This is a genomic window from Streptomyces venezuelae, from assembly GCF_008642335.1.
GTDB lineage: Bacteria > Actinomycetota > Actinomycetes > Streptomycetales > Streptomycetaceae > Streptomyces > Streptomyces venezuelae_F.
This window is the reverse complement of the sequence record NZ_CP029191.1, coordinates 4039282-4054827: the sequence shown is the minus strand read 5'-3', so window position 1 is coordinate 4054827 and position 15546 is coordinate 4039282. Positions and strand designations below refer to the sequence as shown.

16 protein-coding genes are annotated in these 15546 nt (G+C 67.9%); 9 read left to right on the top strand and 7 right to left on the bottom strand.

All coding sequences use genetic code 11. From position 1 onward, the window contains the following. Positions 1 to 42 precede the first annotated feature (42 nt). The 3 genes from gnd to dnaA form a co-directional block, all read right to left on the bottom strand. Positions 43 to 927 (bottom strand): phosphogluconate dehydrogenase (NAD(+)-dependent, decarboxylating), encoded by an 885-nt coding sequence (gene gnd / locus DEJ49_RS18245; RefSeq protein WP_150169946.1) that lies wholly within the window; start codon positions 925 to 927, stop codon positions 43 to 45. 89 nt (positions 928 to 1016) lie between these two features. After that, positions 1017 to 2147: a DNA polymerase III subunit beta gene (dnaN, locus tag DEJ49_RS18240; RefSeq protein WP_150169944.1), complete on the bottom strand. Its 1131-nt coding sequence runs from the start codon at positions 2145 to 2147 to the stop codon at positions 1017 to 1019. Positions 2148 to 3055: 908 nt separating this feature from the next. Further along, on the bottom strand, positions 3056 to 4957 hold the full coding sequence (dnaA, locus tag DEJ49_RS18230; RefSeq protein WP_150185103.1) for a chromosomal replication initiator protein DnaA: 1902 nt from the start codon (positions 4955 to 4957) through the stop codon (positions 3056 to 3058). 367 nt (positions 4958 to 5324) lie between these two features. Between dnaA and rpmH the strand changes: the two genes are divergently transcribed. The 9 genes from rpmH to DEJ49_RS18185 all read left to right on the top strand — a co-directional run bounded on the left by rpmH (position 5325) and on the right by DEJ49_RS18185 (position 12255). Then, positions 5325 to 5462 (top strand): 50S ribosomal protein L34, encoded by a 138-nt coding sequence (gene rpmH / locus DEJ49_RS18225; RefSeq protein WP_006381191.1) that lies wholly within the window; start codon positions 5325 to 5327, stop codon positions 5460 to 5462. A gap of 21 nt (positions 5463 to 5483) precedes the next feature. Further along, a complete protein-coding gene (rnpA, locus tag DEJ49_RS18220) occupies positions 5484 to 5855 on the top strand; it encodes a ribonuclease P protein component (protein WP_150169940.1) in 372 nt (123 codons plus the stop codon). Beyond that, positions 5852 to 6208 carry a membrane protein insertion efficiency factor YidD gene (gene yidD, locus DEJ49_RS18215; RefSeq protein WP_150185102.1) on the top strand — a complete coding sequence of 119 codons (357 nt, stop codon included), beginning with the start codon at positions 5852 to 5854 and terminating at the stop codon, positions 6206 to 6208. The genes rnpA and yidD overlap by 4 nt, the downstream gene beginning before the upstream one ends. Before the next feature lie 3 nt (positions 6209 to 6211). Next, complete coding sequence (yidC, locus tag DEJ49_RS18210) at positions 6212 to 7531, top strand: membrane protein insertase YidC (RefSeq protein ID WP_150185101.1); 1320 nt, start codon at positions 6212 to 6214, stop codon at positions 7529 to 7531. Between the two features lie 14 nt (positions 7532 to 7545). Beyond that, positions 7546 to 8061 carry a protein jag gene (locus DEJ49_RS18205; RefSeq protein WP_150185100.1) on the top strand — a complete coding sequence of 172 codons (516 nt, stop codon included), beginning with the start codon at positions 7546 to 7548 and terminating at the stop codon, positions 8059 to 8061. A gap of 99 nt (positions 8062 to 8160) precedes the next feature. Beyond that, positions 8161 to 8877 (top strand): 16S rRNA (guanine(527)-N(7))-methyltransferase RsmG, encoded by a 717-nt coding sequence (rsmG, locus tag DEJ49_RS18200; RefSeq protein ID WP_150185099.1) that lies wholly within the window; start codon positions 8161 to 8163, stop codon positions 8875 to 8877. A 262-nt stretch (positions 8878 to 9139) separates the two neighbouring features. Next, the gene (locus tag DEJ49_RS18195; RefSeq protein ID WP_150185098.1) at positions 9140 to 10216 is read left to right on the top strand and encodes a ParA family protein; all 1077 of its coding nucleotides are present in this window, start codon (positions 9140 to 9142) and stop codon (positions 10214 to 10216) included. Then, positions 10213 to 11331, top strand: coding sequence for a ParB/RepB/Spo0J family partition protein (locus tag DEJ49_RS18190; protein ID WP_150185097.1), 1119 nt, complete (start codon positions 10213 to 10215; stop codon positions 11329 to 11331). Before DEJ49_RS18195 ends, DEJ49_RS18190 begins: the two co-directional genes overlap by 4 nt. Before the next feature lie 306 nt (positions 11332 to 11637). Further along, on the top strand, positions 11638 to 12255 hold the full coding sequence (locus DEJ49_RS18185) for a GNAT family N-acetyltransferase (protein ID WP_150185096.1): 618 nt from the start codon (positions 11638 to 11640) through the stop codon (positions 12253 to 12255). Between the two features lie 86 nt (positions 12256 to 12341). Here DEJ49_RS18185 and trxA read toward each other — a convergent pair whose 3' ends face one another. From trxA to sigM, 4 genes are all read right to left on the bottom strand, one after another. Then, on the bottom strand, positions 12342 to 12671 hold the full coding sequence (trxA, locus tag DEJ49_RS18180) for a thioredoxin (protein WP_055565802.1): 330 nt from the start codon (positions 12669 to 12671) through the stop codon (positions 12342 to 12344). Between the two features lie 43 nt (positions 12672 to 12714). After that, entirely contained in the window at positions 12715 to 13674 is a 960-nt protein-coding gene (trxB, locus tag DEJ49_RS18175) for a thioredoxin-disulfide reductase (protein WP_150185095.1), read from the bottom strand. Positions 13675 to 13844: 170 nt separating this feature from the next. Beyond that, positions 13845 to 14768: an anti-sigma factor family protein gene (locus DEJ49_RS18170; protein WP_150185094.1), complete on the bottom strand. Its 924-nt coding sequence runs from the start codon at positions 14766 to 14768 to the stop codon at positions 13845 to 13847. Beyond that, on the bottom strand, positions 14765 to 15511 hold the full coding sequence (gene sigM / locus DEJ49_RS18165) for an RNA polymerase sigma factor SigM (RefSeq protein ID WP_150185093.1): 747 nt from the start codon (positions 15509 to 15511) through the stop codon (positions 14765 to 14767). Before sigM ends, DEJ49_RS18170 begins: the two co-directional genes overlap by 4 nt. Positions 15512 to 15546 lie beyond the last annotated feature (35 nt).

The window sequence follows — 15546 nt, the reverse complement described above, 5'->3', positions numbered from 1 at the left end:
GAGGCCTGTGCACAACCGCCGGGGTTGCGCACAGGCTGTGGATCAGTGCTCGCTCTTGGACTCCACCGCGTGGCCACCGAACTGGTTGCGCAGCGCGGCGATCATCTTCATCTGCGGGGAGTCGTCCTGGCGCGAGGCGAACCGCGCGAAGAGCGAGGCCGTGATCGCGGGCAGCGGCACGGCGTTGTCGATGGCGGCCTCGACCGTCCACCGGCCCTCGCCGGAGTCCTGCGCGAAGCCGCGCAGCTTCTCCAGGTGCTCGTCGTCGTCCAGCGCGTTGACCGCCAGGTCGAGCAGCCAGGAACGGATGACCGTGCCCTCCTGCCAGGAGCGGAAGACCTCACGGACGTCCGTCACCGAGTCGACCTTCTCCAGGAGCTCCCAGCCCTCGGCGTAGGCCTGCATCATCGCGTACTCGATGCCGTTGTGGACCATCTTCGCGAAGTGGCCCGCGCCGACCTTGCCGGCGTGGACGGAGCCGAAGTCACCCTCCGGCTTCAGGGCGTCGAAGATGGGCTGCACCTTGGCGACGTCGTCCTTGTCGCCGCCGTACATCAGCGCGTAGCCGTTCTGGAGGCCCCAGACGCCGCCGGAGACGCCACAGTCGACGAAGCCGATGCCCTTGGCCTTCAGCTCCTCGGCGTGCTTCTCGTCGTCCGTCCAGCGGGAGTTGCCGCCGTCCACGACGATGTCGCCCGGCTCCAGCAGCTCGCCCAGCTCATCGATGGTGGCCTGGGTCGCGGCCCCGGCCGGGACCATCACCCACACCACCCGAGGGCCCTTGAGCTTGCCCACAAGCGCTTCGAGACTGGGGACATCCGCGAGATCCGGGTTGCGGTCGTATCCGATGACGGTGTGACCTGCGCGGCGGATGCGCTCGCGCATGTTGCCGCCCATCTTGCCGAGGCCGACGAGACCGAGCTCCATCAGAGGTTCCTTCACTAGCGAGGTGGCGTTACGGCACTTTCGTACCTGCGTCCGAGCCTACGCCCGGACGCACGCACACACCTGTGGGCTCAGCCGCTCAGACGTACGGGCATGATCAGGTACTTATACGCCTCGTCCGCCTCGGCGTCCACGGCCGGCTTGCCGCTCAGAAGAGCGGGCTTCGTCGACGTGGTGAACGACAGCTGAGCGACCGGCGAGTCGATCGCGCTGAGGCCGTCGAGCAGGAACGTCGGGTTGAAGGCGATCGAGATGTCGTCACCGTCCAGCTGGGCGTCGACCCTTTCCACAGCCTGTGCGTCGTCGCTGGAGCCCGCCTCCAGGATCAGCACGCCCTGCTCGAAGCTGAGCCGCACCGGCGTGTTCCGCTCGGCGACCAGGGCGACACGCTTGACGGCCTCCACGAAGGGGGCGGTCTCGATCACGGCCACCGAGTTGAACTCGGTCGGGAACAGCGTGCGGTACTTCGGCAGGTCGCCTTCGAGGAGCCGCGTGGTCGTACGCCGCCCTGCGCCCTCGAAGCCGATCAGACCCTCGCCGGCACCCGAGCCGGACAGGGCCAGGGTGACCGTGTCGCCGCTCGTGAGCGCCTTGGCGGTGTCCAGGAGCGTCTTGGCGGGCACCAGGGCCACAGCGGACGCCTCGGGGTTCTCCGGCTTCCACAGGAACTCGCGGACCGCGAAGCGGTAGCGGTCGGTGGAGGCCAGGGTGACCGTGTCGCCCTCGATCTCGATGCGGACACCGGTCAGCACGGGCAGCGTGTCGTCCCGTCCCGCCGCGATGGCCACCTGGGAAGCGGCAGAAGCGAAGACCTCGCCCGGGACGGTTCCCGTGGCGGTCGGCATCTGCGGCAGTGCGGGGTACTCCTCCACAGGGAGGGTGTGGAGCGTGAAGCGCGAGGAGCCACAGACCACCGTCGCCCGTACACCGTCTGTGGAGATCTCCACCGGGCGGTTGGGGAGCGCGCGGCAGATGTCCGCGAGCAGGCGGCCCGAGACGAGGACCGTGCCCTCCTCGTCGATCTCCGCGTCCACCGAGACGCGCGCCGAGACCTCGTAGTCGAAGCTCGACAGGCTCAGTGCGCCTTCCTCGGCCTTCAGCAACAGGCCCGCGAGGACGGGCGCGGGCGGCCGGGCCGGGAGGCTGCGCGCCGCCCAGGCCACTGCCTCCGCGAGTACGTCGCGTTCAACCCGGATCTTCACCTAAGCCGCCTCCTGCTGTTGCTGGCTGCTCTCGCCCGCTGGGCCTGTGGCCCTCGTCGTCTGACTCGGTGTCTCTCAGCCATGCCGTGGGAAGGACACCGGGGACCAGTCTGACGCACCGCACTGACAGTCGGTGCCTGTCGGGGTCAAGTCGTGCCGGGAGGTGTCGGAGCTCCGGAGCGAGAGTTGTGCACAGCCCCAGCTTCGAAACCATTTCCCCGGTCTCTCTAGTTGGGAGTAGTAGTAGGGGCTGTGGAAACCGTGGATAACAGCGAAAGCGCTGGTCAGACCCGGTTTTTTATCCACTGACCCTGTGGGCGGCACCGGTGGACAACCCGGTGTTTCTGTGGACGGGCGAAAGTTCTGCACACCCGGTGCACAGGAAGGGGCCACTTCTCCCCAGCGCTGTCCCCAGCTTTACCCAGCTTCCCCACAGGCCAACCGACCACCTTGGTGTGACGCCTTTCACTCGACACGGTGAGAGGGCGCGTCGCGTTGCCGAACAGTGGACAGCCGTGTGGAGAAGCTGGGGAAAGCTGGGGACAACACGCGCCGTCCTGTGGGCCGCCGGTGGACAACTTCATGCACAGCCTGTGGACGAAATTTTTCTCCACAGTCTGTGGACAGTCTTCGTCCACGAATCCACAGTCACCTGACCTGGCCTGATGATCTCTCAGCAGGGCCCCCTGTGGACAGCGTCTGGACAACTTTCCGGTCCCCAGGGTGTGGAGGGGAAAAAGTCGCCCAATCTGTGGAGAACCCCCGCCTGAACAGGGGAAATCGAACAGATACGACTCGCACGCGCGCGTGCGACGACCGGCACGCGCGCGTGCAGATGCTGAAAGGGCACCAAAAAGGCGCTCCAGGAGGAGTCCTGGAGCGCCCTCGGCGACGTTCTACGGAGGCTGTCAGCCGTTCTTGATGCGGTTGGTGAGCTCGGTGACCTGGTTGTAGATGGAGCGCCGCTCGGCCATCAGAGCGCGGATCTTGCGGTCCGCGTGCATCACGGTCGTGTGGTCGCGGCCGCCGAACTGCGCGCCGATCTTCGGCAAGGAGAGGTCGGTCAGCTCCCTGCACAGGTACATGGCGATCTGCCGGGCCGTCACCAGGACGCGGCTGCGCGAGGAACCGCACAGGTCGTCCACCGTGAGCCCGAAGTAGTCGGCCGTGGCCGCCATGATGGCCGGCGCGGTGATCTCAGGAGCCGCGTCCTCACCGCCCGGGATCAGGTCCTTGAGGACGATCTCGGTGAGCCCCAGATCCACGGGCTGCCGGTTGAGCGACGCGAAGGCCGTCACCCGGATCAGCGCGCCCTCCAGCTCACGGATGTTCCGCGAGATGCGCGACGCGATGAACTCGAGCACCTCCGGAGGGGCGTTCAGCTGCTCCTGCACCGCCTTCTTACGAAGGATGGCGATACGCGTCTCCAGCTCCGGCGGCTGGACGTCGGTGATCAGTCCCCACTCGAAGCGGTTGCGCAGTCGGTCCTCCAGCGTGACCAGCTGCTTCGGCGGCCGGTCGCTGGAGAGCACGATCTGCTTGTTCGCGTTGTGGAGCGTGTTGAAGGTGTGGAAGAACTCCTCCTGCGTCGACTCCTTGTCCGCGAGGAACTGGATGTCGTCGACGAGCAGGATGTCCATCTCGCGGTACCGCTTGCGGAAGCTGTCGCCCTTGCCGTCGCGGATGGAGTTGATGAACTCGTTGGTGAACTCCTCCGAACTCACGTACCGCACGCGCGTGCCGGGATAGAGGCTGCGGGCGTAGTGCCCGATCGCGTGCAGGAGGTGCGTCTTGCCGAGCCCCGACTCCCCGTAGATGAAGAGGGGGTTGTACGCCTTCGCCGGCGCCTCGGCGACGGCGACCGCGGCCGCGTGGGCGAAACGGTTCGACGCACCGATGACGAAGGTGTCGAAGAGGTACTTCGGATTGAGGCGTGCGGTGGGCTCGCCAGGACCCGTCGCGGGCGCCGGCTGCGCGGCCAGCGGGCCGGGGGCGCCGCTCGACGAGGTGGGGCCGACAGGACCGCCCCTGTGCACGCCGTGGCCGCCGTGCCCGCCGCCGCGGGGGCCGCCGCCGTGCTGATCCGACATGTCATGACGCTCGCGCCGGTCCTGCGGCTCGGAGCGCTGCTGCTCGTACGGAGAGCGCTCCTGTGGCGGTTGCGAACGGTAGTCGTGCTGCGGCTGCTGCACCGGGTTCGCGTACGGGTCGCGCTCGGGGAAGCCGAGCCGCTGCTGCTGCCAGCCGTAGTCGTCCTGGGGCTGCGGCCAGGCGCCGGGGGCCGGGCGCTGGTAGTCCGGGTAGGCGGGGCGTGCGGTCGGCATCTGATCGGACCGGGAGCCGCCCTGGTGCTCGTCCGAGGAGCGCCGTCCATAGCTGTCGTACGTGTCGCGTCCCTGCCCCGAGGCAGGCGGCAGCTCAGGCTCTTCGTAGCGGTGCTGATGAGACTGCTGCTGGTGGGAGGACTGCTGGTGGGACGGCTGCTGCGGTGCCTGCTGATGCTGGACGGGCGGGGCCGGGGGGCCCGGCTCGCCCACGGAGTCGTCGACCGTGATGGCGATGCGGATCGGGCGCCCGCATTCCCGGCTCAGGGTCTCGCTGACCACCGGCGCGAGACGGCCTTCCAGTACGCCCTTGGCGAATTCGTTCGGGACGGCGAGCAGTGCGGTGTCCGCGACGAGCGCCAGGGGCTGACAGCTCCGCAGCCACCGCTCGTCCTTCGCCTCGACGCCCTGTCCGCGGCCCTCACCCAGCAGATGTTCCAGAACTCGTGGCCACACTGCGGCAAGATCGGCAGGTACGTCAGCCACAGGGCACGCTCTCTCACGGGGTCCCACGAACGTGTGGTTCCTGGGACGGAAATAGGGATGGGGAGAAGGAAGGGAACGAATCGGAGTTCCGTCACGGTAGTCAGGGCGACGGGTACGGTTCAAGTTGTTGTCCACAGGCTGTGCACAGTGTCTCTCCATCGCGGTCGGTTTGACCGGATGGCGTAGCCCCGCGTACCGTGACCAGGTCGAGTTGTCGATGGCTGCTGCCGCCTGCCTCCGATGGGCAAAGATCACGATCTGTGATTGTGAAGCGGTGCACTCGGTGCGTATTCGCGAGCTTCTCGTGGGCGCACGGTGACAGCCAGGCGATGTCCCGCCACCACCGAATCATTTCTGGAGCCCCCGAGTGAGCAAGCGCACCTTCCAGCCGAACAACCGTCGTCGCGCCAAGACCCACGGCTTCCGCCTGCGGATGCGCACCCGTGCCGGCCGCGCGATTCTCGCGAACCGTCGTGGCAAGGGTCGCGCCAGCCTGTCCGCCTGATTTCAGTCAGGTCATGACGTCGTGCTGCCTACCGAGCATCGGCTGAGGCGGCGCGAAGACTTCGCGACCGCGGTACGCCGAGGACGCCGGGCCGGACGCCCGCTTCTCGTCGTCCATCTACGTAGCGGCGCAACGGACCCGCACGTGCCAGGGGAGAGCTCTCCCCCGACACGTGCGGGTTTCGTCGTCAGCAAGGCCGTGGGTGGAGCCGTCATACGCAACACCGTGAAGCGCAGACTCCGCCACCTCATGCGCGACCGGCTGGCCCTGGTGCCCCCCGGTAGCCTGGTAGTAGTACGAGCGCTGCCCGGAGCGGGCGACGCCGACCATGCACAGCTGGCCCGAGACCTGGATGCCGCCCTGCAGCGGCTGCTGGGAGGGGGCGCGCGATGAAGTACCCGCTGCTGGCTCTGATCAAGCTGTACCAGTGGACGATCAGTCCGCTTCTGGGCCCGGTGTGCAAGTACTACCCGTCGTGTTCCCGCTACGGCTACCTGGCCATCGACCGGCACGGTGCGATCAAGGGATCGGCGCTCACGGCCTGGCGCATCCTGCGGTGCAATCCGTGGTCGCTCGGTGGTGTCGACCATGTTCCGCCGCGCAAGCGTCCGCGGTGGCACGAGATGCTGCGCGCTTCCTGGCGCGAACGCAAGGGCGGGACCTCCGCCGCAAGCGAGCCGACCGGGGATCTTCCCCCGGGCACGGCCGCCGAGACCGAGACCCCGTCCCATGCTCAAGGAGCCTGATTAGTGGACACGATTGCCAGTCTCTTCAGCTTTATCACGACACCAGTTTCGTGGGTCATCGTCCAGTTCCACTCGGTGTACGGGAAGATCTTCGGTCCCGACACGGGCTGGGCCTGGGGCCTGTCCATCGTGTCCCTGGTGATCCTGATCCGGATCTGCCTGATCCCGCTCTTCGTGAAGCAGATCAAGGCCACTCGGGCGATGCAGACGCTGCAGCCCGAGATGAAGAAGATCCAGGAGCGCTACAAGAGCGACAAGCAGCGCCAGTCCGAAGAGATGATGAAGCTGTACAAGGAGTCGGGTACCAACCCGCTCTCCTCGTGCCTTCCCATCCTGGCCCAGTCGCCGTTCTTCTTCGCCCTGTACCACGTGCTCAACGGCATCGCGACGGGCAAGGAGATCGGCGTCATCGACGGCCCGCTCCTCGAGAGCGCGCGGAAGGCGCACATCGTCGGTGCCCCGCTGGCCGCGAAGTTCACGGACAGCGCTGACAAGGTCGCCTCCCTCGGCGCCACGCTGACGGACGTCCGGGTCGTCACCGCGGTGATGATCGTCCTGATGTCGGCGTCGCAGTTCTTCACGCAGCGCCAGCTGATGACGAAGAACGTCGACACCACGGTCAAGACGCCCTTCATGCAGCAGCAGAAGATGCTGATGTACGTCTTCCCGGTCATGTTCGCCGTCTTCGGCATCAACTTCCCCGTCGGTGTTCTCGTCTACTGGCTGACCACCAACGTGTGGACCATGGGCCAGCAGATGTTCGTGATCCGCCGGAACCCCACCCCGGGCTCCAAGGCCCAGGCCGCCTTCCTGGAGCGCCTGCAGAAGCAGGTCACCCACCACAAGAAGGTGCGCGGGCGTGGCAACACGAACGTCATCAAGGCGATCGTCGCCAAGGGCAGGGACCGCAACGAGTTCGAGCGCAAGTTCATCAACGGTCTGACGAAGTCGGGCCTCGCGGCCCAGGCCGACGGCACCGTGGTGGAGAGCGAGTCCGCCGTCCTCACCGAGACCGAGGACGGCAGCCCCGCCGGCGGCGGCCCGAGGCGCCAGCAGCCCAAGCGCCAGAGCAAGGCCAAGCGCCAGTCCGGCGCCGTCCAGGCCGGAGCCGGCGAGGCGGGCGCCACCAAGGCGACCGAACCCTCCGACGCGAAGCCCTCGCTGGAGAAGACCGCGGCCGAACCCGAGGACGACTCCCCCAAGACCAAGCAGGCCGGTGGCAACAAGCAGGGCACCCCGCCCGGCTCCGGTCAGCGCAGCCGAGCAAAGTCGGGACAGCGCAAGGGTCAGCAGCGGCCCAAGCACCCGTCCTCCAAGAAGTAGAAGGAGCCCATCCAGTGACGGAAGGCACCACCACCTCCGCCGCAGCTGAGGCCGGCGACACCCTGACCCGCCTTGAGCAGGAGGGTGAGATCGCGGCGGACTACCTCGAAGGTCTGCTGGACATCGCCGACCTCGACGGCGACATCGACATGGACGTCGAGGCCGACCGGGCCGCTGTCTCGATCATCAGCGACAGCAACAGCCGTGACCTGCAGAAGCTGGTCGGCCGTGACGGTGAGGTCCTGGAGGCGCTTCAGGAGCTCACGCGGCTGGCCGTGCACCGTGAGACCGGTGACCGCAGCCGCCTGATGCTGGACATCGCGGGCTACCGCGCCAAGAAGCGCGAGGAGCTCTCGGAGCTCGGCGCCAAGGCCGCGGCCGAGGTGAAGAGCAGCGGTGAACCGGCCAAGCTCGAGCCGATGACGCCCTTCGAGCGCAAGGTCGTGCACGACGCGGTCAAGGCCGCCGGTCTGCGCAGCGAGTCCGAGGGCGAGGAGCCGCAGCGCTTCGTCGTCGTACTCCCCGCCTGAGCGACACAGCGTCAACCGGCCCCGTCTGTTCGCAGGCGGGGCCGATCTTTGTCAGCCTGATAGACAGCCACCCCAGTGCGGTACGGAAGGACGGTCCCCGTGACGGAGGCAGCGGAGCTCCCCCCGGCGCCGGAAGAGGCCCGGACGGTATTCGGTGAGCGCTTCCCGGACGCGGTCCGGTACGCGGAACTGCTGGCCGACGCGGGAGTCCAGCGAGGCTTGATCGGCCCTCGCGAAGTACCGCGGCTCTGGGAGCGGCATCTGCTGAACTGCGCCGTGCTGTCCGAGGTCGTGCCCGAGGGCGTCACGGTCTGCGATGTCGGCTCTGGCGCCGGGCTGCCGGGTATCCCACTGGCGCTGGTCCGCCCCGACCTGAAGATCACGCTCCTCGAGCCGCTGCTGCGGCGCACGAACTTCCTCACCGAAGTGGTGGAGCTGCTCGGCCTCGACCACGTGACGGTCGTGCGAGGGCGTGCCGAGGAGGTCCTGGGCAAGCTGCCGCCGGTCCATGTGGTCACGGCTCGCGCAGTGGCGCCCCTGGACCGCCTGGCGGCCTGGGGTGTCCCGCTGCTGCGTCCGTACGGAGAGATGCTGCTCCTGAAGGGCGACACCGCCGAGGAAGAGGTGAAGGCAGCCGGTGCCTCTCTGAGCAAGCTCGGCGCGGTGGACACCTCCGTGCTGCATGTCGGTGAGGGCATCGTGGACCCGCTGTCCACGGTCGTGCGGGTCGAGGTCGGGGAGAGCCCCGGCGGTGTGCGCTTCGCAGCGAAGCGCGCCAAGGCTGCCCGTGCCGGTCGTGCACGCCGCCGCCGCTGATCCGTCCTGACGACGAGCCGTACTCCACAAAACCTGCCAAACGTACCCATACCGGGGTGTCGCGCCAGCGGCACCCCGGTAGCCGTGCATCGTGTTTCACGTGAAACGTCGCTCACTGCTGCATGGCATCATCAGCCGCGGCCGCGCTGCGGAACCCCGCGACCGTCGACCACTCGGTTCCCTCGATAAGGGCACGGAGTTGTCCACAGAGGTGGATTCGTCCACAGAAGACCGGGCCTCGCTGGTTCACGACCCTCAAAGCATGGGAGGCTCTGTTCATTGCGAGCCTGATGTCGAGGAGAGTGAATCCTTGCGGTCCGACGCCAACATCGCGGGACCGATGACCGATCCGGTCCCCGGTCCCCGTACCGAGTCGGCGGGGGAGGATGTTTCACGTGAAACACCGACCCCGATGGACGACACACCCATCGGTCGTGCTGCCCAACTGGCGGTGGAAGCGCTCGGCCGCGCAGGCGAAGGTCTGCCGCGCCCCGAGCAGACCCGCGTCATGGTGGTCGCCAACCAGAAGGGTGGAGTGGGCAAGACGACGACGACCGTCAATCTCGCCGCTTCGCTCGCTCTGCACGGCGCCCGCGTCCTGGTGATCGACCTCGACCCTCAGGGCAATGCCTCCACAGCTCTCGGTATCGACCACCACGCCGAAGTCCCGTCCATCTACGACGTGCTGGTCGAGAGCAAGCCGCTCTCCGACGTGGTCCAGCCCGTCGTCGACGTCGAAGGGCTCTTCTGCGCTCCGGCCACCATCGACCTCGCCGGTGCGGAGATCGAGCTCGTGTCACTCGTGGCACGGGAGAGCCGGTTGCAGCGAGCCATTCAGGCGTACGAGCAGCCGCTGGACTACATCCTCATCGACTGCCCGCCGTCGCTTGGCCTTCTGACGGTCAACGCGTTGGTGGCCGGCGCGGAGGTGCTGATCCCCATCCAGTGCGAGTACTACGCACTGGAAGGACTCGGACAGCTCCTGCGCAACGTCGACCTGGTGCGGGGACACCTCAACCCGAACCTGCACGTGTCGACGATCCTGCTCACCATGTACGACGGCAGGACCCGGCTCGCCTCGCAGGTCGCGGACGAGGTGCGCAACCACTTCGGCAAGGAAGTCCTGCGGACGAGCATTCCGAGATCGGTCCGCATCTCCGAAGCGCCGAGCTACGGACAGACGGTCCTCACCTACGACCCGGGGTCGAGTGGCGCCCTCTCCTATTTCGAAGCGGCACGCGAGATCGCGCTGCGAGGGATCGGGGTGCACTACGACGTCCAGCACGCCCACATGGGCGCTCAGAACGACCAGCACAGCATGACGGAGGGGATGCAGTGAGCGAACGACGCAGAGGGCTGGGGCGAGGCCTCGGTGCCTTGATCCCTGCTGCCCCGACGGAGAAGCAGCCCCCGCACAACGTGGGCGGAGGTTCGACCTCCCCCACAGCCGTCCCGGTGCTGACCGCCGAGCGAGGCGTGGCTGCCGCGAAGGTGACCTCGCTCCCGCAGAGCCCTGTTTCACATGAAACGGCAGAGCCGCCTCAGCAAGCGGCGGAGTCGCCCGAGAGCCAGACCGTGGCCGGGGCGCACTTCGCCGAGCTGCCGCTCGATGTCATCACGCCGAACCCGCAGCAGCCGCGTGTGGTGTTCGACGAGGACGCCCTCGCCGAACTGGTGACCTCCATCAAGGAGGTCGGTCTCCTCCAGCCGGTCGTGGTGCGGCAGCTGGGTCCCGCGCGCTACGAGCTCATCATGGGCGAGCGGCGCTGGCGGGCGTGCCGTGAGGCGGGTCTTGAGCGCATCCCGGCCATTGTGCGGGCCACCGAGGACGAGAAGCTCCTCCTGGACGCCCTTCTGGAGAACCTGCACCGGGCTCAGCTGAACCCGCTGGAAGAGGCCGCGGCCTACGACCAGTTGCTCAAGGACTTCAACTGCACGCACGACCAGCTGGCGGACCGTATCGGCCGGTCCCGCCCGCAGGTCTCCAACACCCTGCGGCTGCTGAAGCTCTCTCCTGCTGTACAGCGCCGGGTCGCCGCCGGAGTTCTCTCCGCGGGTCACGCCAGGGCACTGCTCTCCGTCGAGGACTCGGAGGAGCAGGACAGGCTGGCGCACCGGATCGTCGCCGAGGGCCTCTCCGTGCGTGCGGTCGAGGAGATCGTGACCCTCATGGGCTCACGGCCCCAGAGCGCCCCGAAGGCCAAGGGGCCGCGTGCCGGCGCCCGGGTCTCCCCGGCTCTCAGCACGCTGGCGACGCGGCTCTCCGACCGGTTCGAGACCCGCGTCAGGGTGGACCTGGGGCAGAAGAAGGGGAAGATCGTCGTTGACTTCGCCTCCCTGGAGGACCTGGAGCGCATCCTCAGCACGCTGGCTCCGGGAGAGGGACCGGTCCTGAAGAACGGACTGGCCGAGGACACCTCGGAGAACGACGGTCCTGAGGACGGCAAGGCCTGATTCGCACAGGTCAGCACCGCGGGAGCGGGTCGTGTCCGGTCTGTCCGGAACACGGCCCGCTCTTTGCTTTCCTACGGTTTCGATGCGATCTCATCGTGGATACGATGCGTTCGGGTATGGCGCATCCACCTGACGGCACCTCATTGGGGAGGCGGGGGCCATGCGAACGATGAGCCGCACCGGACTGATGACCGCGGGCCTCGGGCTGGGGGCGGTCGGCGGCTTCGTCGGCAGCCTGCTCAGGGAACGCAGCGCGCTGACCGCCGCCCGCAGCGCGGCGGCCGACGGAAGTGAGGAACCGCCTACATGGGGCGCCGGCTCGTACCGCTCACACTGGACAACCTCCCGGACCTTCCCAACCGGTGCCGGAGCTGTGTCTTCTGGGAGCTGGACCCGGTCAGCGGCCAGGCCGCGGTAAAGGCCGGAACGCCCGAGCTGGAGAAGGAGGCGTGGATCTCCGCCGTCCTGTTGGAGTGGGGGTCCTGTGGCCGCGTCGTCTACGTGGACGACGTACCGGTGGGCTTCGTGCTCTATGCCCCTCCGGCCTACGTTCCGCGCTCCACGGCGTTCCCCACGAGTCCCGTGTCGCCGGACGCGGTTCAGCTGATGACTGCCTGGATCATGCCGGGCTACCAGGGGCAGGGGCTGGGACGGGTCATCGTCCAGACGGTCGCGAAGGATCTGCTGCGTCGGGGCTTCAAGGCGATCGAGGCCTTCGGTGACGCGCGGTGGGAGAAGCCCGCATGCGTGCTGCCCGCGGAGCATCTCCTGTCGGTCGGCTTCAAGACGGTCCGTCCGCACCCTTCCTATCCCCGGCTGCGGCTCGAACTCCGTACGACGCTCTCCTGGAAGGAAGACGTCGAGCTGGCGCTCGACCGGCTGCTGGGAGCGGTGCAGAAGGAACCGGCGCTCCGGCCGCTGTGAGTCGAGAAGCAGACGTCTGAACGGCGAATGGACCAGCCCCCGCGGGGACTGGTCCATTCGTGTTTCACGTGAAACATCGCCAATGATTACTCGGCGATGAAGTCCGCCAGGTCCTTCTCGATGGCAGCCTTCGGCTTGGCACCGACGATGGTCTTGGCGACCTCGCCGCCCTGGTAGACGTTCAGGGTCGGGATCGACATGACGCCGTACTTGGCGGCGGTGCCGGGGTTCTCGTCGATGTTGAGCTTGACGACCTGGATCTTGTCGCCGTGCTCCTTCGCGATCGCCTCGAGGGAAGGGGCGATCTGGCGGCACGGGCCGCACCAGGCAGCCCAGAAGTCCACCAGTACGGGCTTGTCGCTCTTGAGGACGACCTCCTCGAAGGAGGCGTCGGTCACGTTCTGCAGGTCGGCCACGGGAAGGCTCCTTTTACTCGGTGGTGCGGTGGGGGAAGAGGTGTCAGACGGTGACGATCGCCTTCTCGCTGTCCACGAGGGCAGCGAGGAAGCGCTCGGCGTCGAGAGCGGCGGAGCAGCCGGTACCGGCCGCCGTGATCGCCTGACGGTACGTGTGGTCGACGACGTCGCCGGCCCCGAAGACACCGGGCACGTTCGTCCGGGTCGAGGGCGCGTCGACCTTCAGGTAGCCCTCGTCGTCGAGCGTCAGCTGCCCCTTGAAGAGCTCGGTACGCGGGTCGTGGCCGATCGCGATGAACAGGCCCGTGACCGGAAGCTCGGACGTCTCACCCGTCTTCAGGTTGCGCAGCGTCAGGCCGGAGAGCTTCTGCTCGCCCTTGATCTCGGCGATCTCGCTGTCCCAGATGAACTTGATCTTCGGGTCGGCGAAGGCGCGCTCCTGCATTGCCTTGGAGGCGCGCAGGGTGTCGCGACGGTGCACGATGGTCACGGACTTGGCGAAGCGCGAGAGGAAGGTGGCCTCCTCCATCGCGGTGTCACCGCCGCCGATCACGGCGATGTCCTGGTCCTTGAAGAAGAACCCGTCGCAGGTGGCGCACCAGGAGACACCGCGTCCGGAGAGGGCGTCCTCGTTCGGCAGGCCGAGCTTGCGGTGCTGGGAGCCGGTCGTGACGATGACGGTCTTCGCGCGGTGCACGGTGCCCACGGTGTCCGTCACGGTCTTGATCTCACCGGTGAGGTCCACGGCGACGATGTCGTCCGGCACGAGCTCGGCGCCGAAGCGCTCGGCCTGGGCGCGCATGTTGTCCATGAGCTCGGGGCCCATGACACCGTCCTGGAAGCCGGGGAAGTTCTCCACCTCGGTGGTGTTCATCAGCGCACCGCCTGCGGTGACGGCGCCCTCGAACACCAGCGGCTTCAGCGACGCGCGCGCGGTGTAGAGCGCCGCCGTGTAGCCGGCGGGCCCGGAGCCGATGATGATCACGTTACGGACGTCGGTCACGGCTTGATTCCTCGTCTCTGGGGACTGCTGCGTACTGCCAGTGGGTGCCTGTCTCAGGACTCTCACCCCACCCAACGGATCCTACGGGGCATGCATTCCCGTCCGTGTCCACGCACACGTAAGCCGCCGGAAACAGACCGGAGAAAGAGACCCGGAAGGAGACAGGAGCGTCAGCTCTGCGGGTACGCGTGCGTCATGAGGACCTTGCCGGCCGGCGGCGAGGACTTGCCCACACAGGCCGCGTCCACGATGTACGCGGACACCTTGGTGCTGTCGGAGTCATGGGGCACCACGACGAGGTAGGCGCGCTTGCCCTCGTACGAACCCTCTTCGGCGGCGAGCGGAGTCCTGTCACCGATGCCGCGCTGAATGCACTCCGGAACCTGCACCTGGACCGCGGTCCTCGGAGAGTTCTTCCCGGGGGACTCCGGGCTGGAGCGGGTGTCGAAGGACGGCGTCGAGGCGTCCGACTTCCCACCGGTCTTGTCGGAGCCGTTCTTCTTGAGGAGATCGGCGACGCGGCCCTCGAGCTTCTGTCCGGAGAATGAGCTGCTCGCCGAGTTCTGCCGCTCGGACGCGGTTCCTGTCGTCCCGTCGGAATCGTCGCCCATGGTCTGGATCAGCAGGGAGCCGAGACCGATCGCGGCGGCGGTGAAGACAGCTCCGAGCACCGCCGTACGCCGACGTGTGCCGCGCGGTCGGCTGCCGCGGCCCGGACCGGTGGCAGCACGGGCATGGCCCGCGGGGCGGTCGGTGCCCCCGGAGGAGGCAGAGACGGACGTTGTTTCACGTGAAACACGCGTCGCGCCGGACGAGGAGGGGAGTCCCTCGGAAGTGGTGGAGACGAGCAGCGCTTCGGCCGCCAGCGCCGCGTCGATGCGTCCGGCGACGTCGTCCGGCATGCGCGGCGGTCCTGGCAGCGTGCCGAGCAGGCTGCGGATCTCCTCCAGAGAGGCGTGGACGTCGGCGCAGAGCTCGCAGTCGTCCAGGTGCCGTCGTACATCACTCGTGCGCGACGGGGAGAGCAGACCCTCGGTCAGATCCGAGATCTCAGCGACGTCCGGGTGTCCGGCCGAGTCGGTCGTATCTGTCACGCTCGCCCACCTCCGCCCTTCACGGCAGCTGAATCACTTGGTCCTGTATCCCGTGGCCCTGCTGCCGGTGGGACGGATGTCCCCTGAGTCCGGTTCCTTCCTGAGAGGGGTTTCCCGCTTTTCGCGTCGTCGCGCTCCCCGTCGCTGCCGTCCCCGTCGCCCGGAGGCGGATTGGTGCGGAGATGAGTGAGCAGCGGCAGGAGTCTGGCTCTGCCGCGGGCGCAGCGGCTCTTCACCGTGCCCGTGGGCACCTCCAGGACGCGGGCGGCCTCGGCCACCGGATAGCCCTGCATGTCGACGAGGACGAGGGCGGCCCGCTGATCGTGCGGGAGTGTGCCCAGAGCCTCCACCAGCTCCCGGTGGAGGTCGCCGCGCTCCACAGGGGCGGCAGCCGACTCCTCCGGCTCCAGGAGCTGCTCCAGGCGCTCGGCGTCGTCGATGGGGGAGGTCTTGCGAGAGGCCGCCTTGCGCGCGCGGTCCAGGCAGGCGTTCACGGTGATCCGGTGCAGCCACGTCGTCACGGCCGACTGCCCGCGGAACGTGTGTGCCGCGCGGTAGGCGGAGACCAGGGCGTCCTGTACCGCGTCGGCCGCTTCCTCGCGGTCCCCGAGGGTGCGCAGCGCCACGGCCCACAGCCGGTCGCGATGGCGTCGCACCAGCTCGCCGAAGGCATCCGGGTCGCCGGCGACATGAGCGGCGAGGAGGTCCTGATCGCTCATGTCACCGTGTGCGGTGCCGTCCATCGTCGAACCCCCTCCCCCAGTGCGTGCGGCGGGCC

Coding starts and splice junctions, on each gene's coding strand:
- gnd (WP_150169946.1), bottom strand. CDS start 927: ATGGAGCTCGGTCTCGTCGGCCTCGGCAAGATGGGCGGCAACATGCGC.
- DEJ49_RS18195 (WP_150185098.1), top strand. CDS start 9,140: ATGGGAGGCTCTGTTCATTGCGAGCCTGATGTCGAGGAGAGTGAATCC.
- sigM (WP_150185093.1), bottom strand. CDS start 15,511: ATGGACGGCACCGCACACGGTGACATGAGCGATCAGGACCTCCTCGCC.
- DEJ49_RS18185 (WP_150185096.1), top strand. CDS start 11,638: ATGGGGCGCCGGCTCGTACCGCTCACACTGGACAACCTCCCGGACCTT.
- yidD (WP_150185102.1), top strand. CDS start 5,852: ATGAAGTACCCGCTGCTGGCTCTGATCAAGCTGTACCAGTGGACGATC.